General features: G+C 58.6%; 24 protein-coding genes and 2 pseudogenes. 13 read left to right on the top strand and 13 right to left on the bottom strand.

The genetic code is table 11. The annotated features are described in order from the left end of the window. The first annotated feature begins 138 nt into the window (after positions 1-138). Together H8F24_RS09400 and H8F24_RS09395 are read left to right on the top strand one after the other, a co-directional pair. Positions 139-1,350, top strand: coding sequence for an IS256 family transposase (locus H8F24_RS09400; RefSeq protein WP_197158927.1), 1,212 nt, complete (start codon positions 139-141; stop codon positions 1,348-1,350). Between the two features lie 187 nt (positions 1,351-1,537). After that, positions 1,538-2,554 carry an IS3 family transposase gene (locus tag H8F24_RS09395; protein ID WP_231597676.1) on the top strand — a complete coding sequence of 339 codons (1,017 nt, stop codon included), beginning with the start codon at positions 1,538-1,540 and terminating at the stop codon, positions 2,552-2,554. Between the two features lie 323 nt (positions 2,555-2,877). Here the strand turns inward: H8F24_RS09395 and H8F24_RS19435 are convergent. Next, positions 2,878-3,644, bottom strand: a pseudogene (locus tag H8F24_RS19435) (transposase); the annotation flags it as partial. On the opposite strand from H8F24_RS19435, the gene H8F24_RS20175 reads away from it, so the two are divergent. The 3 genes from H8F24_RS20175 to H8F24_RS09375 all read left to right on the top strand — a co-directional run bounded on the left by H8F24_RS20175 (position 3,616) and on the right by H8F24_RS09375 (position 5,316). After that, positions 3,616-3,927: an IS3 family transposase gene (locus tag H8F24_RS20175; protein ID WP_370594696.1), complete on the top strand. Its 312-nt coding sequence runs from the start codon at positions 3,616-3,618 to the stop codon at positions 3,925-3,927. The pseudogene H8F24_RS19435 and the gene H8F24_RS20175 sit on opposite strands and share 29 nt — an antisense overlap. Beyond that, positions 3,870-4,052, top strand: coding sequence for a hypothetical protein (locus tag H8F24_RS09380; protein WP_197172563.1), 183 nt, complete (start codon positions 3,870-3,872; stop codon positions 4,050-4,052). The genes H8F24_RS20175 and H8F24_RS09380 overlap by 58 nt, the downstream gene beginning before the upstream one ends. Positions 4,053-4,251: 199 nt before the next feature. Continuing rightward, positions 4,252-5,316, top strand: coding sequence for a hypothetical protein (locus H8F24_RS09375; protein ID WP_197158716.1), 1,065 nt, complete (start codon positions 4,252-4,254; stop codon positions 5,314-5,316). A 576-nt stretch (positions 5,317-5,892) separates the two neighbouring features. Here H8F24_RS09375 and H8F24_RS09370 read toward each other — a convergent pair. The 5 genes from H8F24_RS09370 to H8F24_RS09350 all read right to left on the bottom strand — a co-directional run bounded on the left by H8F24_RS09370 (position 5,893) and on the right by H8F24_RS09350 (position 10,391). Next, positions 5,893-7,146 (bottom strand): IS256 family transposase, encoded by a 1,254-nt coding sequence (locus H8F24_RS09370; protein WP_197169569.1) that lies wholly within the window; start codon positions 7,144-7,146, stop codon positions 5,893-5,895. 442 nt (positions 7,147-7,588) lie between these two features. After that, the gene (locus H8F24_RS09365) at positions 7,589-7,747 is read right to left on the bottom strand and encodes a hypothetical protein (RefSeq protein ID WP_231597673.1); all 159 of its coding nucleotides are present in this window, start codon (positions 7,745-7,747) and stop codon (positions 7,589-7,591) included. 98 nt (positions 7,748-7,845) lie between these two features. Next, positions 7,846-9,306, bottom strand: a complete 1,461-nt coding sequence (locus H8F24_RS09360) for an IS1182 family transposase (protein ID WP_370594735.1) — start codon at positions 9,304-9,306, stop codon at positions 7,846-7,848. A 134-nt stretch (positions 9,307-9,440) separates the two neighbouring features. Continuing rightward, on the bottom strand, positions 9,441-9,770 hold the full coding sequence (locus H8F24_RS09355; RefSeq protein ID WP_197169567.1) for a hypothetical protein: 330 nt from the start codon (positions 9,768-9,770) through the stop codon (positions 9,441-9,443). Positions 9,771-10,055: 285 nt separating this feature from the next. After that, positions 10,056-10,391, bottom strand: coding sequence for a Nif11-like leader peptide family RiPP precursor (locus H8F24_RS09350; RefSeq protein WP_197172185.1), 336 nt, complete (start codon positions 10,389-10,391; stop codon positions 10,056-10,058). Between the two features lie 198 nt (positions 10,392-10,589). Here H8F24_RS09350 and H8F24_RS09345 point away from each other — a divergent pair, with 198 nt between their 5' ends. From H8F24_RS09345 to H8F24_RS09330, 4 genes are all read left to right on the top strand, one after another. Beyond that, positions 10,590-11,456, top strand: a complete 867-nt coding sequence (locus H8F24_RS09345) for a DUF6444 domain-containing protein (protein ID WP_197169566.1) — start codon at positions 10,590-10,592, stop codon at positions 11,454-11,456. 46 nt (positions 11,457-11,502) lie between these two features. Continuing rightward, entirely contained in the window at positions 11,503-12,639 is a 1,137-nt protein-coding gene (locus tag H8F24_RS09340) for an IS5 family transposase (protein WP_197153730.1), read from the top strand. Between the two features lie 131 nt (positions 12,640-12,770). Further along, complete coding sequence (locus H8F24_RS09335; protein WP_197169565.1) at positions 12,771-12,971, top strand: hypothetical protein; 201 nt, start codon at positions 12,771-12,773, stop codon at positions 12,969-12,971. Continuing rightward, a complete protein-coding gene (locus H8F24_RS09330; protein WP_197169564.1) occupies positions 12,968-13,501 on the top strand; it encodes a transposase in 534 nt (177 codons plus the stop codon). Before H8F24_RS09335 ends, H8F24_RS09330 begins: the two co-directional genes overlap by 4 nt. An 809-nt stretch (positions 13,502-14,310) precedes the next feature. Here the strand turns inward: H8F24_RS09330 and H8F24_RS09325 are convergent. Beyond that, the gene (locus tag H8F24_RS09325; RefSeq protein ID WP_197154771.1) at positions 14,311-15,546 is read right to left on the bottom strand and encodes an IS256 family transposase; all 1,236 of its coding nucleotides are present in this window, start codon (positions 15,544-15,546) and stop codon (positions 14,311-14,313) included. 294 nt (positions 15,547-15,840) lie between these two features. On the opposite strand from H8F24_RS09325, the gene H8F24_RS09320 reads away from it, so the two are divergent. Next, positions 15,841-16,908 (top strand): hypothetical protein, encoded by a 1,068-nt coding sequence (locus H8F24_RS09320; protein ID WP_197158710.1) that lies wholly within the window; start codon positions 15,841-15,843, stop codon positions 16,906-16,908. Between the two features lie 37 nt (positions 16,909-16,945). Here the strand turns inward: H8F24_RS09320 and H8F24_RS09315 are convergent, their stop codons facing one another. From H8F24_RS09315 to H8F24_RS09305, 3 genes are all read right to left on the bottom strand, one after another. Beyond that, positions 16,946-17,650 (bottom strand): hypothetical protein, encoded by a 705-nt coding sequence (locus H8F24_RS09315; protein ID WP_197158709.1) that lies wholly within the window; start codon positions 17,648-17,650, stop codon positions 16,946-16,948. A 140-nt stretch (positions 17,651-17,790) separates the two neighbouring features. Beyond that, positions 17,791-18,720, bottom strand: coding sequence for a hypothetical protein (locus H8F24_RS09310; RefSeq protein ID WP_197158708.1), 930 nt, complete (start codon positions 18,718-18,720; stop codon positions 17,791-17,793). Between the two features lie 26 nt (positions 18,721-18,746). Next, complete coding sequence (locus H8F24_RS09305; protein WP_197169563.1) at positions 18,747-19,916, bottom strand: YcaO-like family protein; 1,170 nt, start codon at positions 19,914-19,916, stop codon at positions 18,747-18,749. 571 nt (positions 19,917-20,487) lie between these two features. Here H8F24_RS09305 and H8F24_RS20170 point away from each other — a divergent pair. After that, positions 20,488-20,661: pseudogene (locus tag H8F24_RS20170) on the top strand (hypothetical protein); the annotation flags it as partial. A gap of 186 nt (positions 20,662-20,847) precedes the next feature. On the opposite strand, the gene H8F24_RS09295 reads toward H8F24_RS20170, so the two are convergent. Then, positions 20,848-22,308, bottom strand: coding sequence for an IS1182 family transposase (locus H8F24_RS09295; protein ID WP_370594735.1), 1,461 nt, complete (start codon positions 22,306-22,308; stop codon positions 20,848-20,850). A 136-nt stretch (positions 22,309-22,444) separates the two neighbouring features. Between H8F24_RS09295 and H8F24_RS09290 the strand changes: the two genes are divergently transcribed. Beyond that, a complete protein-coding gene (locus H8F24_RS09290; protein WP_197171874.1) occupies positions 22,445-22,873 on the top strand; it encodes a hypothetical protein in 429 nt (142 codons plus the stop codon). After that, on the top strand, positions 22,864-23,406 hold the full coding sequence (locus tag H8F24_RS09285) for an ISAs1 family transposase (protein ID WP_197158713.1): 543 nt from the start codon (positions 22,864-22,866) through the stop codon (positions 23,404-23,406). Before H8F24_RS09290 ends, H8F24_RS09285 begins: the two co-directional genes overlap by 10 nt. Positions 23,407-23,601: 195 nt before the next feature. On the opposite strand, the gene H8F24_RS09280 is transcribed toward H8F24_RS09285, so the two are convergent. Beyond that, entirely contained in the window at positions 23,602-24,339 is a 738-nt protein-coding gene (locus tag H8F24_RS09280) for a hypothetical protein (RefSeq protein ID WP_197158704.1), read from the bottom strand. Between the two features lie 239 nt (positions 24,340-24,578). Further along, entirely contained in the window at positions 24,579-25,820 is a 1,242-nt protein-coding gene (locus tag H8F24_RS09275; protein WP_197158703.1) for an FAD-dependent oxidoreductase, read from the bottom strand. Positions 25,821-25,826 lie beyond the last annotated feature (6 nt).

Genomic DNA, 25,826 nt, shown 5'->3' with positions numbered 1-25,826 from the left:
GCAGCAGCACGGGGTGGTTTGGTACCAGCCCCTGCAGGCCGATCCCGGGAGGCCACACTCCCATCCCCGATGCAGTTTCATCAGCCTTGGCTTTCACCTGCTGACTCGTGACACACGCCCACGTCCAATCGTGCCGCAATTGAGCTGGCGCCGCTACTGGATGGCAGCAGCGCCGGTGAGCTGATCCCCGAGCTGGTGCGCCACGGCCTGCAGCAGCTGATCGAGCTGGAGGTCGCTGCCGTGCTCGGCGCAGAGCGCCATGAGCGCAGCGAGGAGCGGCTCGGCTACCGCAACGGCTACCGGCCGCGCACCCTGGCCACCCAGGTGGGGGACATCGATCTCCGCATCCCCAAACTGCGCTCCGGCAGCCACCTGCCCTCGATCCTGGAGCCGCGCCGCCGTGTGGACCAGGCCCTCTACGGCGTGGTGATGGAGGCCTATGTCGGCGGCATCTCAACGCGCAAGGTCGACGCCCTGGTGGCCGCCCTGGGAGTCCAGAGCGGCATCTCCAAATCTCAGGTGAGCCGCATCTGCGCTGACATCGACATCCAGGTGCAGGCCTTCCTGAACCGCCCCCTTGAGGCCACCGGCTACGCCTACCTGTACCTCGATGCCACCTATCTCCACGGGCGTCTCGGCAAGGCGATGCAGGTCTGCTCCAGGGCTGTGGTGGTGGCCATGGGCGTCAATGCCGATGGTCGCCGCGAGCTGCTCGGCATCAAGGTGGGCGACAGCGAAACCGAGAGCTTCTGGAGCGAGTTCATTGGCTCGCTCAAGGAGCGCGGCCTCACTGGGGTCAAGCTCGTGATCAGCGACGCGCACGTGGGCCTCACCAAGGCGATCCGGCGGATGCTGCAGGGCAGCTGCTGGCAGCGCTGCAGGGTCCATTTCGCCAGAAACCTGCTCCAACGGGTGCCCAAGGCCCACCAAGGCATGGTCACCGCTGCCTTGCGCTCGGTGTTCGCCCAGGAGAAAACGGACGAAATCGAGGCCCGCTGGGACGATCTGGCCAGCTCACTGGTGGATCGCTTCCCCAAGGCTGCTGAGCTCATGCTGCACGCCCGGGAAGACGTGCTCGCCTTCCGTCACTTCCCGCCTCAACACTGGAAAAAGACTTGGAGCACCAACCTGCTCGAGCGCCTCAATGAGGAGATCAAACGCCGCACTCGGGTGGTTGGCATCTTCCCGAATGACGCCTCGATCACCCGCTTGGTGGGGGCTGTGCTGCTGGAGCAGGACGAGCACTGGCAGCTGGAGGGCCGGCGCATGTTCTCCGCCGAGAGCATGGCCGCCATCCCCTCACTGGCGGAGCTGCCCACGCAGCCTTCCTTGCAAGAAGCAGCGGCCTGAGCCTCAGGCCCCAGGAGATCGCGCCGTAGCGCCCCCACAGGGCGCAGCGGCGGCGATCACCGCCCGGGGGCCGGCACCGCAGACGTCACGACCAAGATTGCAGGTGTAGCCCACAACCGATCGGCAATCCAGACGAAAGACTTGACAAGTCAATCGTCTGGATTCATCGTGAAATAACGAGGTGCACATGCGCCTCGAGAATGACAGCCCGTCATTCACCCCTGTTCTCCCTCAGTCCAGGGCAATCGGGCCTCGGGATTTACACCACGCCAAGGGACGCGGCCGCTGGAATGGCTCAAAAAAAAGTCTCAGCTGCTCTGATGCCCATGAACTGCGCAAGCTGGTCGATCACGACCACCCTGAGCTCAGTGTCAGCCGCCAATGTGCGCTGCTGGGGCTGCCTCGATCCACGCTGTACTACCAGCCCACACCGGCGCGGGAATCGACGCTGCGGATCATGGCCAGGATCGATACTCTCTACCTGGAGGATCCCTGCTGCGGCAGCCGCCGGATGGTGGGCTATCTGGCCAGAGATGGGATCCCGATCAGCCGTGACCGGGTGCGAAACCTCATGCGCCGCATGGGTTTACGGGCGATCTACCAGAAACCGCGCACGACGATTCCGGGTCATCCATCCGAGCGCTTCCCCTGCCTGGTGGATCTCAGCCTGGTCACGGCAGTGGATCAGGTCTGGGCCACTGATATCACCTACATCCCGCTTCAGAAAGGCTTTCTCTACCTGGTGGCGATCGTGGATCTCTTCTCCAGGAATGTTCTCAGCTGGAAACTCTCCAACAGCCTTGACACGGAATTCTGCCTGGAAGCCCTGGACGTGGCGCTGGGGGCTGGCCGCAAGCCACAGATCTTCCACTCCGACCAAGGATGCCAGTTCACCTCCACGGACTTCGTAGCAAGGCTGCAAGCCGAGAAAATCAGGATCAGCTGGTCCGGAAGGAAACGCTGCTATGACAACATCCTGGTGGAAAGGCTGTGGCGCACAGTCAAGTACGAGGAGGTGTACCTACGTGCCTACAGCGATGGCTGGGAGGCAGAAATCAGCCTGGCCCGCTTTCTGTGGAGGTACTGCCATGTAAGGCCCCACAGCTCTCTGGGAGGTCGAACTCCCCATGAGGTCTACACTGAGAACGAATCCTGTCCCTCCCGCCCAGGGTTAACGATGTCAGGGACCAAACCTGTCCAATAAAAGGCACCCACCTCAGTTGATCTTCTGGCATTTGGGTGGTGCGATAATCTATCCTCACTCTGGCACAGTCAACGGCCCTTCGACATCGCCAGCAACACCGGGGATTAAGTGTTACGTACTTGATGCCGCTGCCCCAGTGCTCACTTAAACCGCACGACAAAGCCTTCCGCCCAGGCTTTCACCAAGAGCAGATCCCGGAATCACCTGAGCTAGTAACTCTGGCGGAATGAACCACCCTGCGGGACTGCATCAACATCGGACCTCCTGAAAAAGCTATTCCTCGGCCCCGCGTCTGATCAAGAGACGGCCACGCCGTGATCATCTCAGCACGTGGCCAAACTCAGTCCCGATAAAATCGGCGGTTTGGAGCGCCTCTCAGAGGCGATACATGTCATCAGCAAGCCATGGAAAACAGCAATCAAAATAAAAGAAGCTCAAGGAGCTTCTCGAGGTTCATGACCAACAGATTCATGGCGACGGTGCAACCTGAGGTCTCGGCCAGCTTCTCACGAACAAGCCCAAGCCCGAAACTACGCTTTCCATGGCCGAACTTCCCCGCCACACCATTACGTAGCCGCTGATCATGGAGAGCAATCTTTTCACTGCAGAGACAAGATCGGGGATATCCTTGGGCCTACCAAGACGCGGCCCGCTCAATCGAATACCACGCCGCATGTAAAAGGCGCGATTGGATCGTGTCGGATAGATCTGATCAGCACAGACAATCTTTGGATAACAGCCATAGCGACGGCGGGAGGCTAGGACTTGGGATCTCAGGTCTTCTCCTTGATTGTAGGGATCCCAGCTGAGACGATCCAGGAATTCAAATCCGTCGCAGCCGACCGAGATCGAGATCCTGGCTCCGAATTAAACATGATTCCTGGTCTTGCCACGAACAATTGGCCTGATGTGAGGCTGAGCCAACTGACGATTCGATCCTGAATGCTTCTGGTGACTGAGTGGTACAGGATCTTTTGCTGCCTCGCCAGTTCCGGGTTTCCGAGCGGATCGCCTGTCGGGTGGTGGGCCAGCATCGCAGCACCCAGAGCCATGGCGGCAAGATCGTCGACATCGAGGAGGCCAAGCTCCGGCATCGCCTCCGGCAGATCGAGGCTAAGCACATTCGTTGGGACCGGAGGATGGCCTACCGCCTGCTGAGGCGAGAGGGCTGGCTGGTGAACCACAAGCGCTTGCATCGTCTCAGGCGGGAGGAAGGGCTGCAGCGCCCTACTCCTCGCAAGCAGAAGCGTTCCCGGCCTGCCGATGGCTCTGTGCGACAGCATCAAGCCGAACACCCGCACCAGGTCTGGGGGCCATGGACTTCCAGTTCGACGCCACCGCTGATGGCCGGCGGCTCAAGGTCCATAACGTGATTGACGAACACAGCCGTCTCTGCCTGGCGATCCGGGTCGGACGGCGCTGCAAAGGCCAAGGACGTGGTGGCGATGCTGAAGGACCTCACCAGCCTCTACCCAGCACCGATGTTCATCCGCAGTGACAACGGGCCGGAGTTCATTGCCCACGTCCTCCGGCGGTGGGCAAGAGCAGCGGCACCACCACGGCCTACATCGAGCCAGGATCCCCATAAAGCTTGTAGGGGAATTTGGCTTGCGCTATGGCGAGCACGGCCAGCAGCCCATCCTGGCTCAACCCTTGGGCCATCAGAAACTGACGGCTGCTGCGCAGCGTGATAGGAAATGAATGCCCCTGCGGCAGGTGACGACTTGGACGGGGCATCAGGGTGGCGGGGGGATGGTCAGGCCACGGCGGCCCAGCAGTCGCTCGTTGCTTACTGCCAGGGCTTCCAGGGGGCCAGCGAGCCTTGGCCACAGCATCCCCTGGCCAATGACACCACGATCGACTGGTGGCGCCAGGTGATCGCGGACGCTCCCTCCGGTTTGCTGCTGGGCGATCGGCTTGTGAAGACCCTGCAGTCGGTTCTGCCCCAGCTGCTGTTGCCCCAGGTGGCCGACATCCGCAGCAGTGAGCTCTATCGGCGGCTGGTGCTGCGCGGGGAAGAGGGCACCTCGGCTGCGTTGCAGGCGGTTGGTCCGGAGCCGGTGTGGCAACAGATCGGGTCCCTGAGGCTCTGGGTGGCGGCCCATCCCTGCGGCGCCATGCCGGTGCTTCTCACCCCCGATTGGTCTGACTTTTGCCTACTGGTGAGAGCCCTGGCCCATCGCTGCGAACCCGTTGCATTGGCCCATGGGGTCCACGCCCAAGCCGTGAGTGGACTGATCCATTGGGGGCTGATCCGCCGCTTCGGGCCCAAGAGCCGCGCCCAGCTGATCCTCTTGCATGAGGCACCCTATGGATCTGTGGCAGCACAGCATGTGCCGGGCATGCCTAGCAAGGACACCTGGTTGGAGACTTCCACGGCCCTGAGGCTGGAGCATGAACTCACCCATCTGGCCACCAAGCGCCTGCTGGGTGAGATGCGGCTGAACCTGCTCGATGAGCTGGTCGCCGACTGCATGGGGATGGTGGCGGCCATGGGCCTATTTAATGCCGAGCTGTTTGGCCATTGCCTTGGCCTTGATCCCAACGGCGAACCCCTGCCAGGCGGGCGCTGGGGCACCTACGTGGCTGAACTGGATGCTTGCGATGCTCGCCTGGCACTTCGGCTGGTGATGGAGCGAGCCCAGGAACTGCAGGCCTTGCTCCAGGAATATCCCGATCTGCTCAGGCCCGAGTCCGCCATGCAACGTTTGCACTGGCTTTGCCAGCAACGGCTTGATCAGGTGATCAGCGGCTGGCCGTGAGCGTCTGCTCCCCCAGTGGCACTTGGATACATCCTTAGTCCTAGGACTAATCACGGTGAGCGCAGGCGGGGCAGCCTCACAGCCCTCTAACCCCTCCGGGCCAAGTGACACCGGACCAAGTGTCACACCGAATGACCAGTTCAAATTGTACCGGCGCCGTGAAGGTTTATTGATGCGGCACCTCGTCGGAAAGCTGAGGCTGATCTGAAGCGCACCCACCAGCCGCTTGATCTACCCGCCCAGCGCTGGGTGGTGCTGGTGGCATGGGGGGCGGAACTGGGGGATTTGAACCCCGTTTTGCTCGTTCGGCCGCGTCCCTTTGCGTGGTGTAAAACCCGAGGCCCGAATGCCCTGACTCAGAGGGTGAACAGGGTGGAATGACGGGCTGTCATTCCTGAGGCGCAGATGCACCTCGTTTTTCCACGATGAAATGAGGCGATTGACTTGTCAAGTCTCTCGTCTGATCGCGGCTGTGTTGTGAGCGGCAGGAGTCTTCTATGCAGCCCAGGGGTTACAGCGCCGGCCCCCGGGCGGCGATTGAGGCCGCTGCGCCCTGTGGGGGCGCTGCCACCTCAATCACCTGGGGCCTGCGTCTTGCACCTCTGCGGCGGCGGCGCTGAGCAGGGCCGGCAGATCCTCCAGCTCCGGGATGGCGGCCATGCTCTCGGCTGAGAACATGCGGCGTCCCTCCAGCTGCCAGTGCTCGTGCTGCTCCAGCAATACCGCGCCCACCAGGCGGGTGATCGACGCGTCGTTAGGGAAGATGCCGACCACCCTGGTGCGGCGCTTGATCTCCTCGTTGACCCGCTCCAGCAGGTTGGTGCTCCAGACCTTCTTCCAGTGAGGCTGCGGGAAGTGACGGAAGGCCAGCACGTCCTCTCTGGCCTCGTTCATGAGCTCGGTGGCCTTGGGGAAGCTCTCCGCCAGCGAGGCGGCCAGGTCATCCCAGCGGCTGAGGATCTCTCCGGCATCCTCCTGAGCGAACACCGAGCGCAGGGCGGCGGTGACCATGCCCTGGTGGGCTTTGGGGACGCGCTGGAGAAGGTTGCGGGCGAAGTGGACGCGGCAGCGCTGCCACACACAGCCCTGCAGCTGGCGCCTGATGGCCTTGGTGAGGCCCACGTGGGCGTCGCTGATCACCAGCTTGACGCCAGTGAGGCCGCGCTCTTTGAGCGAGGCGAGGAACTCGCTCAAGGAGCCCTCGGTTTCGCTGTCTGTCACCTTGAGACCCAGCAACTCCCGGCGGCCGTCCGCGTTCACCCCCATGGCGACGACGACAGCCCGTGAGCAGACCTGCAGGGCCTTGCCCAGCCTGCCCTTGAGGTAGGTGGCATCCAGGTAGACGTAGGCGTAGCCGGACTCCTGCAGGGGCCGGCTCAGGAACGCCTGCACCTGCTGGTCGATCTCCTGGCAGATGCGACTGACCTGGGATTTGGAGATGCCGCTCTGCGATCCCAGGGCCCCCACCAGGGCATCGACCTTGCGGGTGGAGACGCCGCCGATGTAGGCCTCCATGATCACGGCATAGAGGGCCTGATCCACCCGGCGGCGGGGCTCAAGGATCGAGGGCAGGAAGCTGCCGGCCCGCAGTTTGGGGATCAGCAGGTCGATGTCGCCCACCTGGGTGGTGAGGCTGCGGGGCCGGTAGCCGTTGCGGTAGCCGAGCCGTTCCTCGCTGCGCTCATGGCGGTCGGCACCCAGAACGGCGGCAACCTCCAGCTCGATCAGCTGCTGCAGGCCGTGGCGGGCCAGCTCCGGGATCAGCTCGCCGGCACTGCTGCCATCCAGTAGCGGCGCCAGGTCATCTGCGGCACGATGGGTCTTGGGCATGGTTCGTCTGGTTGAGGTGGTTCTCGAACCAGGGAAACGGGCCTGCCCACCCCTTGCAACGCCAGGCGTCTGAGGTGTGCTCGCTCAGCCCCGGCTACGCCGGGGCTGAGGCCCAGGGGATTTACACCACTGCTGGGGACGCCAGCGCTCGTTCCGAATCCGAGACCCCCTTTTGGGACCTGAAACCGCTTGCAGCACCGTTGCCAATCAGGCCAGTGCCGCCCGCCTGTTCCGGAGGACTGATGGCCCTGGTTCCGGCCTGGTCGAGAAGCTGCTGGCGCGCTGGCCGGAAAGCTGAGGTGATCGCAACGGTTCCTGATGCCTGCCACTTACAAAGGTCTGCCCAAAGAAGTAGCAGAACTACCGAAGATCTTCAACATGCTGCACGAACATTCGCCCACGAAAGATGGAGCCGGAATGGCGATCATAGCGTCTGCGCTATTCATTGAACGGCGGCGGGTTCTCGATCCGCTGCGTGTGCGATGAGCTGACGCAACTGGGCAGCGGTGATGTCGAACTCATCCACCAGCAGCGCCTGCCCGTCCTTGAGCGCCGCTAGGAGTTTGTCGCCCAAAACCAGCAGCGCCAGCGAGCCAAGCACGTGCTGAACCAATGGTCTTGGTTATCGGCATCTCAATGCCGGTGTTTCCGGCCAATCGTCGGCTGCAGCAGGCAGCGGCAGCCAGAGGGGCTGTCCCCTCAAGCTGCCAGTGCTGCTTTGAACCTGAACAACTTGTTGATGTTGTGGGTCAGGCACCAGAGCGCCCATTCACCGTTCACGTTGTCCAGGCCGCGCAGCAGAAAGCGGCGCAGCCCGCGGCATTCCTTGGTCTGACCAAAGACGGGCTCCACGATCGTCTTGCGCCTGGCGTAGATCTCGCGTCCCTTCTTGCAGCGCAGCTTGCGGTTCATCCGGCCCTTGGCATCCAGGTTTTTGGGGATGGGGCCACGGGTTGGTGCTGGAGGCTGGCCGTGCTTCTCCCTGCCGGTCGCGATGTGGGGATCGACGCCCCGTGCCGTGCAGGCCTCGGCGTTGGCCTCGCTCCAGTAGCCGGCATCCGCGATCAATGTTTTCGGAAGCTGAGCGGTGTTGGCAATGGTGCGCTCAAGCATCGGTTCGAGATGCTCCACATCAGGCGGCTGGTTGCTGACGCCGATGGCCACGATCACCTGGTAGTCCCCATCCACAGCTGCTTGGCAGTTGTAGCCCTGAATCCAGTTCCCATCGCTCTTCATGATGTGGCTGGCTGGATCAGTGAAATTGCGCTGGCTGCCTTTTGTCGGTGTGCCGCAAGCCTTGTGCGCCAGGCCGCGATGGGGCATCTGATCGGCGGCCAGCGGCTCAAGATCAGGTGGTCCCAGGCCCGCCTCGTTGGCCTTGGCGATCGCCAGATCTTTTGCCGCAGCTGCCTTCTCGACTACGCGATCGGCTGTCTTGCTGCATTCTTGCCGTTGCTGCTCGGGCCCCTCTTCCGCGGCCTTCGCTGCCGCTGCCGCCTGCTCCTGCCGTTCCCGTGCAGCGGCAGCCGCGGTTTCAGCCTCCAGTTCCCGGCGAGCTTGGCGGATCCTCTCCAGCCGGTCTTCTCGGCGGCTCAGTGCCTCAGGCAGGTCGCTGCCGCGTTTGCCCTTGCCGTAGCGGCCATCCTCCTGGGCGTCGAGGATCTCGGCCTTGCGCAGCAGCTCCCTGATCTCCTGCTCCAACTGCTCCTCGGATTTGAGCATCCGCTGGTGGCTCATGGCCTTGTGTTTGGAGGCATTGGCCTTCACCTTGGTGCCATCCAGCGCCACCTGTCCCAGGCTCACCATGCCGGCCTTCTGGCACAGGCGCAGGATCTGCACAAACAGCTCCTCCAGGGCTCCAAGATGGCGGCGGCGGAAGTCGCTGATGCGGCTGTGGTCCGGCTGCTGGTTGCCGGTCAGCACCCGGAAAGCCGCATCCTCATGGCAGGCCCGCTCGATCTTGCGAGACGAGGCCATGCCGATGCAGTAGGCATACAGCAACAGCAGCGTCAGCATCCTGGGGTCATACCCCTTCTCACCGCGGGCATCCTTCTGCCGGGCGGGAGACATGATCAGCGCAAAGTCCAGTTCCTCCACCAGCTCCAGCAGGAAGAACACCAGGTGATCGCTCGGCAGCCAGTCGATTGGCGACGGCGGCATCAAGCTGGTCTGTCCCGGAGTCCAGGGCCGGAAGGTCTTGGGCTTGCTCATACCCCATCTTATCGGCCAGATCCATTGCAGTCACTGGGATCTGGGCAGATTCAGGGGCGTCTGTGGAGAATGCGGGCGGTGATCTATGCGCGACAGGCTCCTAGCTCGATCACCATGGCCAGCTCATCCGAGTCGCCCTGCAGCCGTTCCTCGATCGCCTCGACCGCCAGTCGGGCATCGTCGGAGCGGGAGGCGGTTTCAAGTGCTGCCAACGACGACGGCCAGTCGAGCTCCTGCTGGGCTTCGTTCAATTCTTGCGGCGCAATCGAGACCGGCAGCGCCACCATCAACGCAACATCTTGTTCTGTGCAATCAGTCAGCCGCTTGGCCTGCGAAAACAGAAGCATCGCTGAATCTGGCCGTTGGATTCCCTGAACGAAAGACATGCCCGCCGGGCTGAGGTGATCGGTCAAGAGGAGATCTAAGCCACTGCTCAAAGCCTGGCTTGATTGGGTAGCAAGCGCTACGCTTCGCAGCAGCCGCAACCCGGCTTGTCACCATAGCAGCCTACGCCAAGGCATACATCTTCAAGCTGCACTTTCCATGTCGCCAATGGTGTCAGCCATCGCGAGGGGGTACCCTAGGAAGCGAGTAGAGAAATAAAAACCCCCGGCGATGACAGGGGGAGTGGAAGCATAGTCCAGCTAGAGTCAGATGGTGGCTATACTGAGACCCCACCAAAATTGCCAGTGATAGGACTACTGACCAATCCTCTGAATGAAGACTAATCTTGTGAAATCCACGCCGCCGGGCGCGGGCGATGTGATCTGTAGTTCAGACACGTTATCAGGCCCTTGCCACGCGCCGCCTGCAACGCCTGCCAGTGCCTCATCGCTGAGTTCGCTCATGGCACTACTGGCCATCCCTTGAGCCTTCGTGATCTCAGCCTTGCTGATCGCATATCCAGCTTCCTTGGCAATGGCCACCAAGGCATCCAGGTCTGCAGCCGCACTGAGGCGCTCCTGCAGGGCGCTATCGCCTTTGACGGCTTCCAAGAATTCCAGGAAGGACTGGGGGAGTTGTTCTTCCGTCATTGGAGGGGTACAATACTCATTCAACATATTAGCACAACCATTGCGGCTTACACCGGCCTGGGTGCCGATCGGTATGTCCTGCAGCTCAGGTAGATGTATCCGTTCAGGGGTCGGGACAGCACGCGGCGAACTTCGTCTCTGCTGAACCCTTGACGGCGTTCTGATTCCCGCTTGCATCTCAGATAGAGACTGCTTGAGATGGGCGCCCCTCCTGCTGGCATTTCCGAGGCGGACTGGTTGTCTTGGCCAGCTGGTGCCAGGGAGTTCATCCTGGATCAGCAGGGGGAGCTACGAGCTCAACAGGAGGAGATCGAGCAGCTCCGCGTCCAACTCACCGCCCTGGCCACCGAACTGGCCCATCTGCGCGAGCGGATCGGCCGCAGCTCCCGCAACTCCTCCAAGCCTCCCTCCAGTGATGGGCCGGGGTTTAAGCCGCCCGAGCGGCGCAAGGGCAGTGGCCGCAAGCGCGGCGGCCAGCCGGGCCATCCCGGATCTGGGCCGGAGCTGCTGCCGATCGAGCGGGTGGATGAGGTGGTGGAGCGCCACCCCCAAGCTTGCCGCCATTGCGGTCAGCGGTTGGAAGGCGTGGATCCAGAGCCGCTGCGCCATCAGGTGATCGAGATTCCACCGATCACAGCCGTGGTGATCGAACACCGGATGCACCGGTTGGTGTGCCCCTGCTGTTCCACCAGCACCTGTGCCTCGGTACCGGCGGAGGTGGAAGCGAGCCATTACGGCCCCCGGCTCAGTGCTCTGGTGGCTCTGCTGGGTAGTGCCTTCCCGTTGAGTTTCAGCAAGACCCAGGCGCTTTTGGATCAGCTGCTGGGGGTGCAGATCAGCCGCAGCGCCATCGCAACGATCCGCCAGCGCTTGAGTGCAGCACTGGAGCAGCCCATGCAGGAGGCCCTTGCGTTTGCCCGTCAGCAGCCGGTGGTCTACGTCGATGAAACCGGTGCCCCCACCGGTAATGCCGATGGTGGCAGCCCCGATGGCCGGCGCGGCTGGGAGTGGGTCATGGTGACCGCCATGGTGACGGTGTTCATGCAAGGACTAAGAGTTTGCTGAAAAACCCCGCCGCCTCTGCGAAAATAGGGCAACTGCCCCAGGTTTGATGCGAGGTCAGCAGGAGCGCAGCGGCTCCTTGTTCTCCTACGTCTCGATCGAGGAGCGGATCCCGACCAGCCATCCACTCAGGCGGATTCGCAAGCTGGCGGATCAGGCCCTCGATCGACTCAATCCCACCTTCTGCAGGTTGTATGCCTCAGAAGGGAGACCATCGGTGCCGCCAGAGCAGCTGCTGCTGGCCTCGTTGTTGCAGGCGTTCTACGGCATCCGCTCCGAGAGGCTGCTGCTGGAGCAGGTCCACTACAACCTGCTGTTCCGCTGGTTTGTGGGCTTGAGCCCTGACGATGCGATCTGGCATCCGACCACATTCACCAAGAATCGTGATCGGCTCCTCACTGACGACGTCATGGGGCTGTTCCTGGAGAAGCTGATGGGAGCACCCGAGGTCAAACCGCTGCTCAGTGACGAGCACTTTTCGGTGGACGGCACGTTGCTCCAGGCCTGGGCGTCACACGCTTCCTTGGAGCGGATCGATGGCCAGGAGGATCCTCCGCCTCCGCCCACAGGTCCTGGCGAAGGATTCGGTGCTCCCAAAGAGGGAAAGAAGCGCGCCAAAGGGGACTTTCGCGGCATCAAGCTCAGCAACGAGACCCACCGCTCCAGCACCGATCCTGAGGCACGGCTGGCCCGGAAATCGAATGCCCATCCAGCGCAGCTGAGCTATCGGGGCCATGTCCTCATGGACAACCGCCACGACCTGATCGTCGATTGCCGCGTCACCCAGGCCACGGGCACCGGTGAGCGGGATGCCGCCAAAGAGATGGCAGCAGACCTCACCGGTGCCCACCAGAAGACCGTCGGCGCCGACAAGAACTACGACACCAAAGGGTTTGTCGCTGAGATGCGGCGGATCGGTGTCACGCCCCACGTGGCCCAGAACACGGCCCGCAGCGGTGGCTCAGCCATTGATGGCCGCACCACCCGTCACGTGGGCTACTCCAAATCGATCAACGCCCGCCGGGGGATCGAAAAGGTGTTTGGTTGGATCAAGGCGTTCGGAGGGCTGCGCCAGTTCAAACTGCGCGGTACCGAGAAGGTCGGCGCCGTGTTTGGCCTGCATGTGATCGCCTACAACCTGATCCGCCTGGGCAACCTGCTCAAGCCCGCGATGGAGGCGGCATGAACAGCCCGTTGTCCAGAGGTGTGCCCAATAGGCCTCAACCAATGCCTTGCAGAGAGGCCAACGATGCCGAAATCGGGCTGTTTGCGGCTCTGATAGCCGCCGATCCGTCTTTTTGAGCCGGAAATCCACTGATGCCTGTGGAAAACTGGCTCGTGGGTTGGTTTTTCAGCAAACTCCTAAGCCGCTCGAAAGCCGCTGCGATCGCGCTGCTCGGGAATGCCTTTGGCGGCAACCGCTCCGCGGAAGACTGCGTCTACGTGGTGAGCGACCGCTTCTCCGCCTACAACCATCTCCCGCTGGGGAGCAGCGCCAGCTGTGCTGGGCGCACGTGAGCCGCGATCTCACCGCCCTCGCCGAACGCCCGGGCGCCAGCGGTGAGATTGGAGCGGAGCTGCTGGGACTGCAGCAGCAGCTGTTTGCTCAGTGGCACCAGTGGAAGGACGGGACGATCGATTGGCCGATGTTGCAGCAGGGCTGCCGGCCGATCCGCCAGGCGTTTGTGGGCACCTTGCAGCGGGTGGTGGAGCTGGGCTACCAGCGCGGCGAGCGAACGCCGTGGGCCAAAACGGTTGGCACCTGCCGGCAGTTGCTCCAGGTGGCTGATGGGCTGTGGACGTTTCTGGAGATCAAAGGCATCGAACCCACCAACAATGCTGCAGAGCGAGCCCTGCGCCATTCGGTGATTCAGCGCAAGATCAGCCATGGCGTCCAATCCCGCCAGGGTGCGATCTGCCGCAGCAGGCTGCTCACGGTCACCACCAGCCTGCGGCAACAGGGCCGTGATATCTGGCAGTTCGTGGAGCAGGCCTTGATCGCCCATCATCGCGGCGGTGAGATGCCATCGCTGTTGCCGAATCCCTGAATCGGCTGTCATCGATCGTGGTGTCTGTGGTCGCTCGTTGATCAACGATCAGGGGTGGAATGCTGCGCGGCTGCGTCACGCCCCCTGAACGGGTACTCTTCCAGGTACCTCTACAAGTCTTCGAATTTAAAGTGGGTTTAGCGATGTAACCGGTCTTATGTTGCATGTCAGCGCCAAAGCTTGGCAGGCGCTTTGCGAGATGGAGGCGACCAAGGCACTCCTGACCACTGGGTGCCTTGCGTGCTATCCGGTAGTCTAGGGCAAGCTGGAATTAGCGCTCCACGTTTTCGCCTACCGCCAACAATGGGCTGGTCCCAAGGCTCACTAATAAGAAGCTGAAGCAAATCCTCACTTTTAGCGGTACATTTCGGTTGTTCATTCTATACGAATAGCCAGCCGCTGTGTTGGCGCATTGCATGGGTCTTTCACTCGGCACTTCAATTATTCGGCGAAGGGCGTAGTTCGCGGCTTATACTTCCAAAAAGCTGCCCATTCGGATGAATACCGCTGGTTTTCCAAGGATCTGGCCGCGTCCCTTGGCGTGGTGTAAATCCCGAGGCCCGATTGCCCTGGACTGAGGGAGAACAGGGGTGAATGACGGGCTGTCATTCTCGAGGCGCATGTGCACCTCGTTATTTCACGATGAATCCAGACGATTGACTTGTCAAGTCTTTCGTCTGGATTGCCGATCGGTTGTGGGCTACACCTGCAATCTTGGTCGTGACGTCTGCGGTGCCGGCCCCCGGGCGGTGATCGCCGCCGCTGCGCCCTGTGGGGGCGCTACGGCGCGATCTCCTGGGGCCTGAGGCTCAGGCCGCTGCTTCTTGCAAGGAAGGCTGCGTGGGCAGCTCCGCCAGTGAGGGGATGGCGGCCATGCTCTCGGCGGAGAACATGCGCCGGCCCTCCAGCTGCCAGTGCTCGTCCTGCTCCAGCAGCACAGCCCCCACCAAGCGGGTGATCGAGGCGTCATTCGGGAAGATGCCAACCACCCGAGTGCGGCGTTTGATCTCCTCATTGAGGCGCTCGAGCAGGTTGGTGCTCCAAGTCTTTTTCCAGTGTTGAGGCGGGAAGTGACGGAAGGCGAGCACGTCTTCCCGGGCGTGCAGCATGAGCTCAGCAGCCTTGGGGAAGCGATCCACCAGTGAGCTGGCCAGATCGTCCCAGCGGGCCTCGATTTCGTCCGTTTTCTCCTGGGCGAACACCGAGCGCAAGGCAGCGGTGACCATGCCTTGGTGGGCCTTGGGCACCCGTTGGAGCAGGTTTCTGGCGAAATGGACCCTGCAGCGCTGCCAGCAGCTGCCCTGCAGCATCCGCCGGATCGCCTTGGTGAGGCCCACGTGCGCGTCGCTGATCACGAGCTTGACCCCAGTGAGGCCGCGCTCCTTGAGCGAGCCAATGAACTCGCTCCAGAAGCTCTCGGTTTCGCTGTCGCCCACCTTGATGCCGAGCAGCTCGCGGCGACCATCGGCATTGACGCCCATGGCCACCACCACAGCCCTGGAGCAGACCTGCATCGCCTTGCCGAGACGCCCGTGGAGATAGGTGGCATCGAGGTACAGGTAGGCGTAGCCGGTGGCCTCAAGGGGGCGGTTCAGGAAGGCCTGCACCTGGATGTCGATGTCAGCGCAGATGCGGCTCACCTGAGATTTGGAGATGCCGCTCTGGACTCCCAGGGCGGCCACCAGGGCGTCGACCTTGCGCGTTGAGATGCCGCCGACATAGGCCTCCATCACCACGCCGTAGAGGGCCTGGTCCACACGGCGGCGCGGCTCCAGGATCGAGGGCAGGTGGCTGCCGGAGCGCAGTTTGGGGATGCGGAGATCGATGTCCCCCACCTGGGTGGCCAGGGTGCGCGGCCGGTAGCCGTTGCGGTAGCCGAGCCGCTCCTCGCTGCGCTCATGGCGCTCTGCGCCGAGCACGGCAGCGACCTCCAGCTCGATCAGCTGCTGCAGGCCGTGGCGCACCAGCTCGGGGATCAGCTCACCGGCGCTGCTGCCATCCAGTAGCGGCGCCAGCTCAATTGCGGCACGATTGGACGTGGGCATGGTTCGTCTGGTTGAGGTAGTGCTCAAACCAGGGTCACGGGCCTGCCCACCCCTTGCAACGCTGGCCGCTGAGCGGAACGTCTGAGGTGCGCGCTCAACCCCGGCTACGCCGGGGTTGAGGTCCCCAGGGATTTACACCAACACAGGGGACGCAAGCAAGGATCTCTTAGAATATGTGCCAAGTTAATCCTAGCCTACCAACGCTGACCTACTTAATTGGGCATCCAGGCTTGTATTAGATCGATCAAGCCTCGGTTGCAGATATCCTGCAAACGTATCCGTCGAGAACAAAGCATGGCAACCACTCCTAACAACCTGAAATCCAATCCACGAGCATCTCATGCAAGCCTTGTAGAATGGTATGTATCTGAATGCACTGACCAAACGGGGGCAAACAAGTACGCTCAAGCTCTTTTACTTGCTCGAGAGCTTGATCAACTGTATGAGACCAACGAAACCACCTGCGGCTTTGAATATCATCACTACAAGCCCGACTCTCACCCCGACTATCTAGTATATTGCAATGCTAAGCAATTCGCCAATGGTGGGCGCAGGCGAATAGTGCCAGAATGGTGGCCCAAGGTTCAAAGAGATTGCATTGAAGGATGTGACCTCTCCTTCGCAGGGCCAGGGCTGTATCTTCCATGTGAGAACTGGATCGAGTTCGACCAAGGAAGCGACGATCTTATTATGGCAGGGATATGGCAGATGGTTAGATCAAATGGAGAAGTGCAGCCAGGGGATTGGGAAAAAATCGTTTCAACTCTCGAATCTTGGCAATCTGGGGAAGGAAGCATAGCATGCTCAAAAACTGTACGGCATTTCTATCAGTTATTAGGCCATGCGGCCCAGATTGGTCTCATGTGCGGTCGAGGCTCGTACCTAAAACTCATGAAGCAACATCTATGCCCAACACAGATTGACTCGCATATCCAATATTTAGCTAGCATTACCAATGACTCCTGGGACCTTGATCTGGAGTCATACTCTACAATCCTTAAAGAACATGGTAACTATCTGCGCCCAGCAACCAGTGTTGACATCGACCTTGACAGCGATATTTTGTTATCACAAATCGGAATCGAAATCCATCCTCAAGGCCTCTTGGGTCGTGCACTCCCTAAAACAGTTCATCGATTGGTTGGCGACGTTTTTAAGGTCGATTCAGCTCAGATCGAGAGCATCTCAAGCTTGCTGAGCTACTTGCCAAAGGGCATTGAAATGCGCGGCTTTCTTGATGGGGCAGAGAGAATAGCAACCAAGACAAGAGTTGCCAAGCTAAACCACATTAAGATTATCTTCTCGCCTGATTCCAAGGCAAGGCTAAAGTCTTATGTTCGCCTTGTAGAACAACATACTTAGAGGTTTGAGAACAGAAAGATCACTGAGCAGGTTAAGATCAACCCAGCCAGAGCCTTTCAAGAAAGTAATCAGTCTTGCCAGACTTGTGTCGCATCAGAGTGTCAAGTATCCAGCCTTGAGTACCGCTTTGAAACCGTTGACCCCAAAGACTATCCAAGAGTGAAGTAATATAGTCTACCTCAGAGAGCAGATCGGATTCGGAGGCAAGCAGAATCCTTAGCCTAGGCATGGCGCTGGCGACATCAAAGCCAATAACGGGAAAAGAATATTCATAGGATGGGTGGCTACGTAGATACGAGTATGCAAAAGACGTTTGCGCAAAACGAGCCCTGAAACGTTTGCTCATTGGAATGAGCCTGATGCCAAAGCCTAACTGCTCTAGCATCTTGATCGAGCCAAGCCCATAAGTAGAACCGGCAAGTGACTCATCGACTTCAAGCCACTGACCACCCACTGCTGCTAGGTTACCAGCCCATTCCTCACAGCAGATTAGAGGATAAGCAGGAAGACAGTTGAAAGGCAATTGCGTGACAAGTTCACCAAGCTTCTTCTGCCAGCTAGTCAGCAAGATTACAGGCTTGAAGGCGGTGCCATCGGAAAGCAAATACGAGAGATAGCCCGATAGAGACTCTGGAACAGCTACAATGACAATGATATCGGGATCAAAAGGTAGCGAAGATACTTGGTTGTGGGGTATGCATGCCAAAGAGAGATCAAGCTGGGTTATCCTCCGCCCACCCATCTCAAGCTCACAAGTAAGAAGTGGAGGGGATTCACGTGAATGAATTAAATCGCTCCTTATGAGACGTACCTTATGACCGCGCCATGCAAGCCAGTGGCCATAGCTAAGCGCAACAGGACCCGACCCTAATATCTCAACATTCACAACCTAAACTCAATATCATTGGAGCGATCACCAGGAAAGTAGCCTGCATGGGAACGAGGCGCAATCCTAATCAACAAGGCATCGCGAGCGCTACTCATGCCATTGTTGGCATATGTGCGATGATATGTTAGTCCGTTGAAAACGGCATACCCACCAGCATTGAGGCGTGGAATGACCGTAGAAACGGTTTCATCTGGGAAATCCTTGGAAACATCTGCCAGGTTCTCGATACCATCTCCGAAATGCGACGAAAAGTAGCCTGACCTAAGACTAGCAAGTTCAATTCCCGGTATCTTCTGACCGGAATACTCTTGCAATGGGATCCACAGAGTCAACATAGGCCTCCCACCATACACAAGACTACTATCTTGATGCCAGTCCTGATTATTCTTATTCTTTGAGCTCTGACTAATTTCATAGCATGGATAGGTTCGGCGGAGCAAGCAACGATTCATAAGCAGAACCATAGATTCGCCAAGGAGAGACTGATCAATCAATAAAGAACTGTGCGCAAGGTCTGCAACAACACTCTTTGCAATATCAATAAGTGCCTGAGATAGCTGCAGGCTGGGATCAGACACGTAACCAGCCAGACAAAGCGGACCATCTCCTCGAATCAGGATTTGGTCCTCATAAAGAGAAAGCATCTTGGCTATCACTACAGAGGAAACAAGCTTGTCACGACAAAGCGTCTCGCCAGTCGGAATCAGCTGTGGAAACGATTGAGCCTTTCGCTCTGACAGCTGTGCATTCACACAAAGGATGATTAAAGCCTTCCATCCTGGCACTTGATTGGCTAATTTATGTTCCTCGACAGTAAGCGGTTCTAGTGCCCAGCCTTGATCACAAAGCATGTCATGCAACTCACCATAGCTCAGACTGGGGTGCTCCTGAATTAAGGCGGCAAGTTTAGAAGACAGATTCATAAGTTGAAATGAAGATTACAAAGACCTCAAAGGCCAATTGGACAGTTCAAGTCAGAAGAAAAGCAGCGGACTACATGCACAGGAAGCTCCTCCGGACTGAGGCGTACGCAAAAGAGGCCTGCTACATTAATTGCCGCAAGCTTTGCGATTAGATCACTAACTAGGAGACTGGGATCCACCGACAAGTCACTGTCTGCAGTTTGCATACCAACTATACCGCTAGCGGAACGTGAAATGATTTCATTTATGGCTGCAATCATCGGCTTGGGATTTAGATGAGACCTTGGCATGCACAAGTAATCATCGGAACAAATAACGTAGCCACCCTTGCGCCGGCTAGCTGGAAGTGTATTCAGATTTATCGCCTCTTGAATACGCCATACCTGCGCAGCTTCTGCAATGGCGCGGCGAGCTGCAATCAACGGACTATGATTACAGCCCCATCCATTGAAGCCGCGATAGGTTTCATCTGGAGCCTGGATGAAAAGGGTGGCCTCGAAAACTGCTGCAGCCTTGGATCGTAATGACTTTAGTATTAGAAAATGGCCTTGATCAGCCAGTCGAGCGGTAACGCTATCAAGAAGCTGATCATTAAAGGAGGCAGAGCAGATAGGATTTGCAGAATCAGGATTGCTAAGATAGTTATGCATTGCATCTCTTTCTATTAGCTCATAGAGAGAATGCAACATCGCCTCTTCGAGGGTATTGCCAGATGCAAGTCCATTGGTGAACGATTTCAGTGGCATCCCTGCTTCCAATGCTACGGGGTAAAAGACATCACAATCTGGAACGAAGCATGTGGCATTGGAGATAAGGTCTTTACAAGGGATAAAGCTCACTATTAATTCTTCGAGATTCGAAGAAAGGCTGCATTCAGCATCGCGAAAACGGACAGTTCGGCCTTCGAGACTACTTGACCTTGGCATACCCTTAATACGAGGAGACTCAATCAGGCTCATCTCAATCCCTTCCATGATCGCCGAAGCAGTAGCGGCTGGCGCCGTATAACCCTTGCCAAGATTAAGATAACCCGAATGAGCATTATTCCTCAGCGCTTCAAAGACATGAAGCTCAGGTATACGGCTACTAGTATGGTCGATGACGCCAACGATTCCCAAGCCCTCGAGATAGGGACTAACCAAGTCAATGGTTGTGGCGGCAGATTGAGTTCGGAGCGATGTCTTAAGATCTTCCATTACCAAGAGATCAAAACCACTAATGCTTCTGCAGTGACGAGGCTCAAGGAATATGCAAAGCCACGACCGCCCTGAGGACTGACCAAGCATGAGCTATTGCAGCCCAAGCCTTTGGCAACCATCCTGGCTAGAGATTCTCGTGCCCAAAGAACATCAAGCCCAGCATTAAAGCGGGAAAGAGTCTTACAAATAAACTCTTGTGAAGCTAGACCTCTGGGCTGATTGGCGAAAAAGCCAGTGCTTGAGGATCGTCTTGCAGCCAAGACATACATCAACAGGCAAGCTCCCACTTGCCACACTAAATTTGGATTCATCGTTCCATGTCTGTCAAGATCCTTGCTGACGAGCTTACAAGTAAATCTACTACCGGATGGCGCAGACCGCACCGACCCAAGTACTAACACCAGTAGAGCGTCAATTGATTGATGCGACCATAGCCTTGATCTGATCGATGACCATTTCGACATTTTCCTTGCACCGCTGTTTGCGCAGGGTCGCCTAAAAGTCTGTCCTGGTAGCTCTTGGCAGGTCTGCCAGCATTGGGTTTGGTCGGCGGGTCTCAGTGCCCCCAATGCCCGAAACCCGCTCCACCGGAGTCGATCAGCCCGCACCGGATGACCTGATCAGCTTCCTCAAGGCCATCCCGGATGGGCGTTACCGCCGCGGGGTGCGTTACCCGCAGTGGTTCCTGCTGCTGGTGGCTGTGCTCGGGATCCTGAGCGGCTGCAGGAGCTCCCGGGATCTGGAGGCCTTCGCCAGGCGGCACCGGGAAGCGCTGAACCAGGCGCTAGGAGTTTGTCGCCCAAAACCAGCAGCGCCAGCGAGCCAAGCACGTGCTGAACCAATGGTCTTGGTTATCGGCATCTCAATGCCGGTGTTTCCGGCCAATCGTCGGCTGCAGCAGGCAGCGGCAGCCAGAGGGGCTGTCCCCTCAAGCTGCCAGTGCTGCTTTGAACCTGAACAACTTGTTGATGTTGTGGGTCAGGCACCAGAGCGCCCATTCACCGTTCACGTTGTCCAGGCCGCGCAGCAGAAAGCGGCGCAGCCCGCGGCATTCCTTGGTCTGACCAAAGACGGGCTCCACGATCGTCTTGCGCCTGGCGTAGATCTCGCGTCCCTTCTTGCAGCGCAGCTTGCGGTTCATCCGGCCCTTGGCATCCAGGTTTTTGGGGATGGGGCCACGGGTTGGTGCTGGAGGCTGGCCGTGCTTCTCCCTGCCGGTCGCGATGTGGGGATCGACGCCCCGTGCCGTGCAGGCCTCGGCGTTGGCCTCGCTCCAGTAGCCGGCATCCGCGATCAATGTTTTCGGAAGCTGAGCGGTGTTGGCAATGGTGCGCTCAAGCATCGGTTCGAGATGCTCCACATCAGGCGGCTGGTTGCTGACGCCGATGGCCACGATCACCTGGTAGTCCCCATCCACAGCTGCTTGGCAGTTGTAGCCCTGAATCCAGTTCCCATCGCTCTTCATGATGTGGCTGGCTGGATCAGTGAAATTGCGCTGGCTGCCTTTTGTCGGTGTGCCGCAAGCCTTGTGCGCCAGGCCGCGATGGGGCATCTGATCGGCGGCCAGCGGCTCAAGATCAGGTGGTCCCAGGCCCGCCTCGTTGGCCTTGGCGATCGCCAGATCTTTTGCCGCAGCTGCCTTCTCGACTACGCGATCGGCTGTCTTGCTGCATTCTTGCCGTTGCTGCTCGGGCCCCTCTTCCGCGGCCTTCGCTGCCGCTGCCGCCTGCTCCTGCCGTTCCCGTGCAGCGGCAGCCGCGGTTTCAGCCTCCAGTTCCCGGCGAGCTTGGCGGATCCTCTCCAGCCGGTCTTCTCGGCGGCTCAGTGCCTCAGGCAGGTCGCTGCCGCGTTTGCCCTTGCCGTAGCGGCCATCCTCCTGGGCGTCGAGGATCTCGGCCTTGCGCAGCAGCTCCCTGATCTCCTGCTCCAACTGCTCCTCGGATTTGAGCATCCGCTGGTGGCTCATGGCCTTGTGTTTGGAGGCATTGGCCTTCACCTTGGTGCCATCCAGCGCCACCTGTCCCAGGCTCACCATGCCGGCCTTCTGGCACAGGCGCAGGATCTGCACAAACAGCTCCTCCAGGGCTCCAAGATGGCGGCGGCGGAAGTCGCTGATGCGGCTGTGGTCCGGCTGCTGGTTGCCGGTCAGCACCCGGAAAGCCGCATCCTCATGGCAGGCCCGCTCGATCTTGCGAGACGAGGCCATGCCGATGCAGTAGGCATACAGCAACAGCAGCGTCAGCATCCTGGGGTCATACCCCTTCTCACCGCGGGCATCCTTCTGCCGGGCGGGAGACATGATCAGCGCAAAGTCCAGTTCCTCCACCAGCTCCAGCAGGAAGAACACCAGGTGATCGCTCGGCAGCCAGTCGATTGGCGACGGCGGCATCAAGCTGGTCTGTCCCGGAGTCCAGGGCCGGAAGGTCTTGGGCTTGCTCATACCCCATCTTATCGGCCAGATCCATTGCAGTCACTGGGATCTGGGCAGATTCAGGGGCGTCTGTGGAGAATGCGGGCGGTGATCTATGCGCGACAGGCTCCTAGGCCTGGATTTCAAGCGCTGGCCCTCCGATGCCACCTTCCTCTACCTGTTCAACAAGGCCCACCTGCAGGAGTTTGGCCAGGTGCTGCAGGCCTGGATGATCAGCCAGGTCCCAAGCGGGGCAACGGGTCTGGATCAGCTGGTGTGTGATGGCAAGACCCTGCGCGGCTCTGCCGTGGAGACAGAAGACGGCAGTCACCGGTTTGTCGCCCAGGTCACGGTGTACGCCCGGGCCCTTGGCGTCGCACTGGCCCAGACGACCTATGACACCCACGAATCCAGTGAGCGTGCGGCGCTGAAAGAGCTGCTCAGCAGCCTGGATCTCGATGGCGTGTTGATCCAGGCGGATGCCCTGCACACGACGCAGGCGTTTTTCGCTGGTGCCTCTCCCAGGGGGCCGACGTGCTCCTGACCGTCAAATCGAACCAGAAGACCCTCTACCGCCAGATCGGCTGCCAGTTCCAGGGAAAGCGTCACATCCCTTTCACTGCAACAGATCACGAGAAGCGCCACGGGCGCGACACCGTCTGGGAACTGCGAGCCAGAGAGGCACCGGAGCACATCAAAGCCAACTGGCCCGGCAGCGCCTGGATCGTTGAGGTGATCACAGGCACCCTCACCCGCAAGGGCAAGCGCAAGATCAGGCACCACCTGTTCCTCACCAGCGTGCGCACCACGCCACAAGCCCTGCTGCGCCTGATCCGTCAGCGCTGGAGCATTGAGAACGAATGGCACTGGGCCCGTGACGTCCAGCTGGGTGAGGACGCTCATCGCTACGCCAACCGGATCGGGGCCCCGGTGTTCGCCTTCCTGCGAACCATCGTGATGAACTTGCTGCGGCGGGGCGGCTACCGCTCGATCCGCCAAGGCCTGCGGGAGTTGGCCTACGACATCAAGGGAATGCTGGCACTTGGCGGCGTGGCCAGCCGAGGGAGCTTGGGCTGATCACACTTTTAGGCAGCCCTGGCTGTTTGCGTTCAGGGTTCAAGGGCATCTTGATCTAACCGAGCGATACTGCTCAGCCAAGACGCTCCTACGACACCACCTGCAGTGCCTGCTGCGTGGGTGGTCCTAGTGGTGTGCACTGGCAGCCCAGCGCACCTGTGACACACCTTTCATCAGACTTGACTCCCAAATTCCTTAGCGGCTTCCTGATAAACTCAAGGCAATCTCTCTCAAGCTGAACTGCCGAAAAGCACTCCCTATCTCACCTATATCTTCACAGTGATAGAAGATTCTCCTTCCCCCAATCCCGCAAAAAAGGCTCGCAGTCTCATACCAATAATAAAGGATGGGTTCGCCATGCGTGGCGAGACCACCCTCACTTCCAAGCCAGGATTCCGCTTTGAAAATAGCTTTCAGTGGATCAAGTGGCATGGCAACACTGGCTGGCAAGATGTCAACCAAGCAAGCGATAGACAAGGCATTTAAAGAGGTGGAGATGACACTCTTATTCCAGCAACCGCCCGCAGACTGACTTTGCAGCATATGATTGAGAACTGATATCAGATGGGGGAGCTCCCTACCTACAGCAGCAAGGGCGCGTAGCACGTAATAATTCGTAAGGGCCTGCTGCTGAAACCAACGCCCTTTCCACCCAGCCGGAGACAATGGCTGTTCAAGAATATATCTCAATGCACTCTCCTTTACCTCGGAATGAGAGCTGGAAGCAAGTTTCTCAATGAAATACACAGCAAACGCATTAGCCTCAAGGGAAGGCCCAAGCCAGTATTTAGATCGACCTTGAAAAAGAGTATGAAACGCGCCATCATCGGGAGCGTAAAAAGATCTAATCAGTAGATCAACGCAGTTTCTGAGTGCGTCAGCATTCCAGCCGGAGTCTATGAGGCCGTCAATGACGAGCGCGCTATCCTCCATTGTAACCCCAAAGCCCCGGCTATACTCCCACAACCCATTACTATTCAGCTCCCACAAGTTGCGAGCAAGTTGGTTGCATCGGCTAGCCTTTAGTCTAACCCCATGAAAAGCAATGTCGCCCTCGATAAGGGTTCGGATGAAGACTGGCCTGTCATCCCGAAGCTCGTAGACATGAGCCCTAATCAAAGGTGGCAGCAATGGCATTGACGAATGTGCGTCGTGACAGGAAAAAGCAGGGGCTATGCGGATAATATATCAGAAGCAATCATTTTGCCCGCCTTAATCGCGGCGGACATTCCATAGCTAAGGGGCGAAGATGGTGTATACAGAGCCATTTCACCCGCAAACCAAAGATTATGAGCAAGCCGATAATGCTTAGGATAATAGCTCAGCCTGAGCTGTTCAGAAAGTATGGGCCCAAGTTCACGCCATCGCCGAACGGTGGCGCCAAAGAATCTCTCAACAAGACCGATTGAGCGTATTGATTCGCCAAGCTTACGCACAATCTCAACATCTGAAGAGCTCCAGAGAGAAACAGCTTGCGATCCAGTGATATAAAAGTGTAGAATGGTCTTGCCTCTACGGGTTAGAGGTATCATGGAAGACCAGATTTGGTCAGTGCTAACGATATACCGCGGAAAATCAGACGATTCGTCCACAACCATGGCGCATACCATGCCAGAGGCATAGAGCACATCACGGTAGAAACTACAGTTAGACGACTGGAAGTCTTTCAACATGCCGAGCATTTGGCTGGCCGGAGCAGTAATTGCACAGAACCGAGACTGAGTACTAAAGGTATCGGAGCCAGTCCGATACTGAACCACTGGCTGTCCGAATGGACCAGGCGAAACCTGGCTCACAAGACATCCCGTACGCACTGCGACTCGCCCCCCTAAGCTCTCCAATAGACTGTTGACAAAGCTGGTATTGGGCGCATCATTGAATAGACAAGGCCAGTCAACAAGAGAATGACCCACAATCGCTGGAGAATATAGATTAACAGACTCGGGGTGAATAACCCTATGGAATGCATCAATCTGACTTTTCATATGTGCAGAGAACCGGCTCAGATCTCCAAACGACTGATTTTGAATTCGAAGCTTCCCATTTAAAAGGGATATATATGGATTGGTAAAAGATGCCAACAGATCAAAATCAGGCGTTAAGCCTCCGTTGGCACTGCGGAGAACCTCAAGCGGATCGCTACCAAGATAGAGAACGCCATTCTCATACAAACCAAGCGGCTTAGCAAGTGGGATAGAATCAGAATCTGAAAGTCTGGCTGATTTGAAAGGGAAGATGGCTCCGAGTTCAGCGAACACCCCATCTAGCTGATGCGAGCAAACTCGTCCTCCAACATAGTCTTCCGCTTCAAGAATCAGGATTGAATGATTTGGCAAAGAGGAAGCAAGACTTAATCCGGACAAGCCGGCTCCTACAATAATTAAGTCATATTGACCAGCTTCAATTGCAGACATCAAGAG

The sequence above is a fragment of the Synechococcus sp. CBW1002 genome (assembly GCF_015840915.1).
In the GTDB taxonomy this organism is placed as follows: Bacteria; Cyanobacteriota; Cyanobacteriia; order PCC-6307; family Cyanobiaceae; genus CBW1002.
Note: the sequence above shows the minus strand (reverse complement) of the source record. Positions and strands in the feature narration are given on the sequence as shown.

What these genes read in the sequence shown, in the direction of transcription:
- H8F24_RS09395 (WP_231597676.1), top strand. Translation starts at nt 1,538, where the DNA reads ATGCGCCTCGAGAATGACAGCCCGTCATTCACCCCTGTTCTCCCTCAG.
- H8F24_RS09380 (WP_197172563.1), top strand. Translation starts at nt 3,870, where the DNA reads ATGGACTTCCAGTTCGACGCCACCGCTGATGGCCGGCGGCTCAAGGTC.
- H8F24_RS09375 (WP_197158716.1), top strand. Translation starts at nt 4,252, where the DNA reads ATGAATGCCCCTGCGGCAGGTGACGACTTGGACGGGGCATCAGGGTGG.
- H8F24_RS09370 (WP_197169569.1), bottom strand. Translation starts at nt 7,146, where the DNA reads ATGCCCAAGACCCATCGTGCCGCAGATGACCTGGCGCCGCTACTGGAT.
- H8F24_RS09360 (WP_370594735.1), bottom strand. Translation starts at nt 9,306, where the DNA reads ATGCCGCCGTCGCCAATCGACTGGCTGCCGAGCGATCACCTGGTGTTC.
- H8F24_RS09350 (WP_197172185.1), bottom strand. Translation starts at nt 10,391, where the DNA reads ATGACGGAAGAACAACTCCCCCAGTCCTTCCTGGAATTCTTGGAAGCC.
- H8F24_RS09345 (WP_197169566.1), top strand. Translation starts at nt 10,590, where the DNA reads ATGGGCGCCCCTCCTGCTGGCATTTCCGAGGCGGACTGGTTGTCTTGG.
- H8F24_RS09340 (WP_197153730.1), top strand. Translation starts at nt 11,503, where the DNA reads ATGCGAGGTCAGCAGGAGCGCAGCGGCTCCTTGTTCTCCTACGTCTCG.
- H8F24_RS09335 (WP_197169565.1), top strand. Translation starts at nt 12,771, where the DNA reads ATGCCTGTGGAAAACTGGCTCGTGGGTTGGTTTTTCAGCAAACTCCTA.
- H8F24_RS09325 (WP_197154771.1), bottom strand. Translation starts at nt 15,546, where the DNA reads ATGCCCACGTCCAATCGTGCCGCAATTGAGCTGGCGCCGCTACTGGAT.
- H8F24_RS09320 (WP_197158710.1), top strand. Translation starts at nt 15,841, where the DNA reads ATGGCAACCACTCCTAACAACCTGAAATCCAATCCACGAGCATCTCAT.
- H8F24_RS09315 (WP_197158709.1), bottom strand. Translation starts at nt 17,650, where the DNA reads ATGGGTGGGCGGAGGATAACCCAGCTTGATCTCTCTTTGGCATGCATA.
- H8F24_RS09310 (WP_197158708.1), bottom strand. Translation starts at nt 18,720, where the DNA reads ATGAATCTGTCTTCTAAACTTGCCGCCTTAATTCAGGAGCACCCCAGT.
- H8F24_RS09305 (WP_197169563.1), bottom strand. Translation starts at nt 19,916, where the DNA reads ATGGAAGATCTTAAGACATCGCTCCGAACTCAATCTGCCGCCACAACC.
- H8F24_RS09295 (WP_370594735.1), bottom strand. Translation starts at nt 22,308, where the DNA reads ATGCCGCCGTCGCCAATCGACTGGCTGCCGAGCGATCACCTGGTGTTC.
- H8F24_RS09290 (WP_197171874.1), top strand. Translation starts at nt 22,445, where the DNA reads ATGCGCGACAGGCTCCTAGGCCTGGATTTCAAGCGCTGGCCCTCCGAT.
- H8F24_RS09280 (WP_197158704.1), bottom strand. Translation starts at nt 24,339, where the DNA reads ATGGAGGATAGCGCGCTCGTCATTGACGGCCTCATAGACTCCGGCTGG.
- H8F24_RS09275 (WP_197158703.1), bottom strand. Translation starts at nt 25,820, where the DNA reads ATGTCTGCAATTGAAGCTGGTCAATATGACTTAATTATTGTAGGAGCC.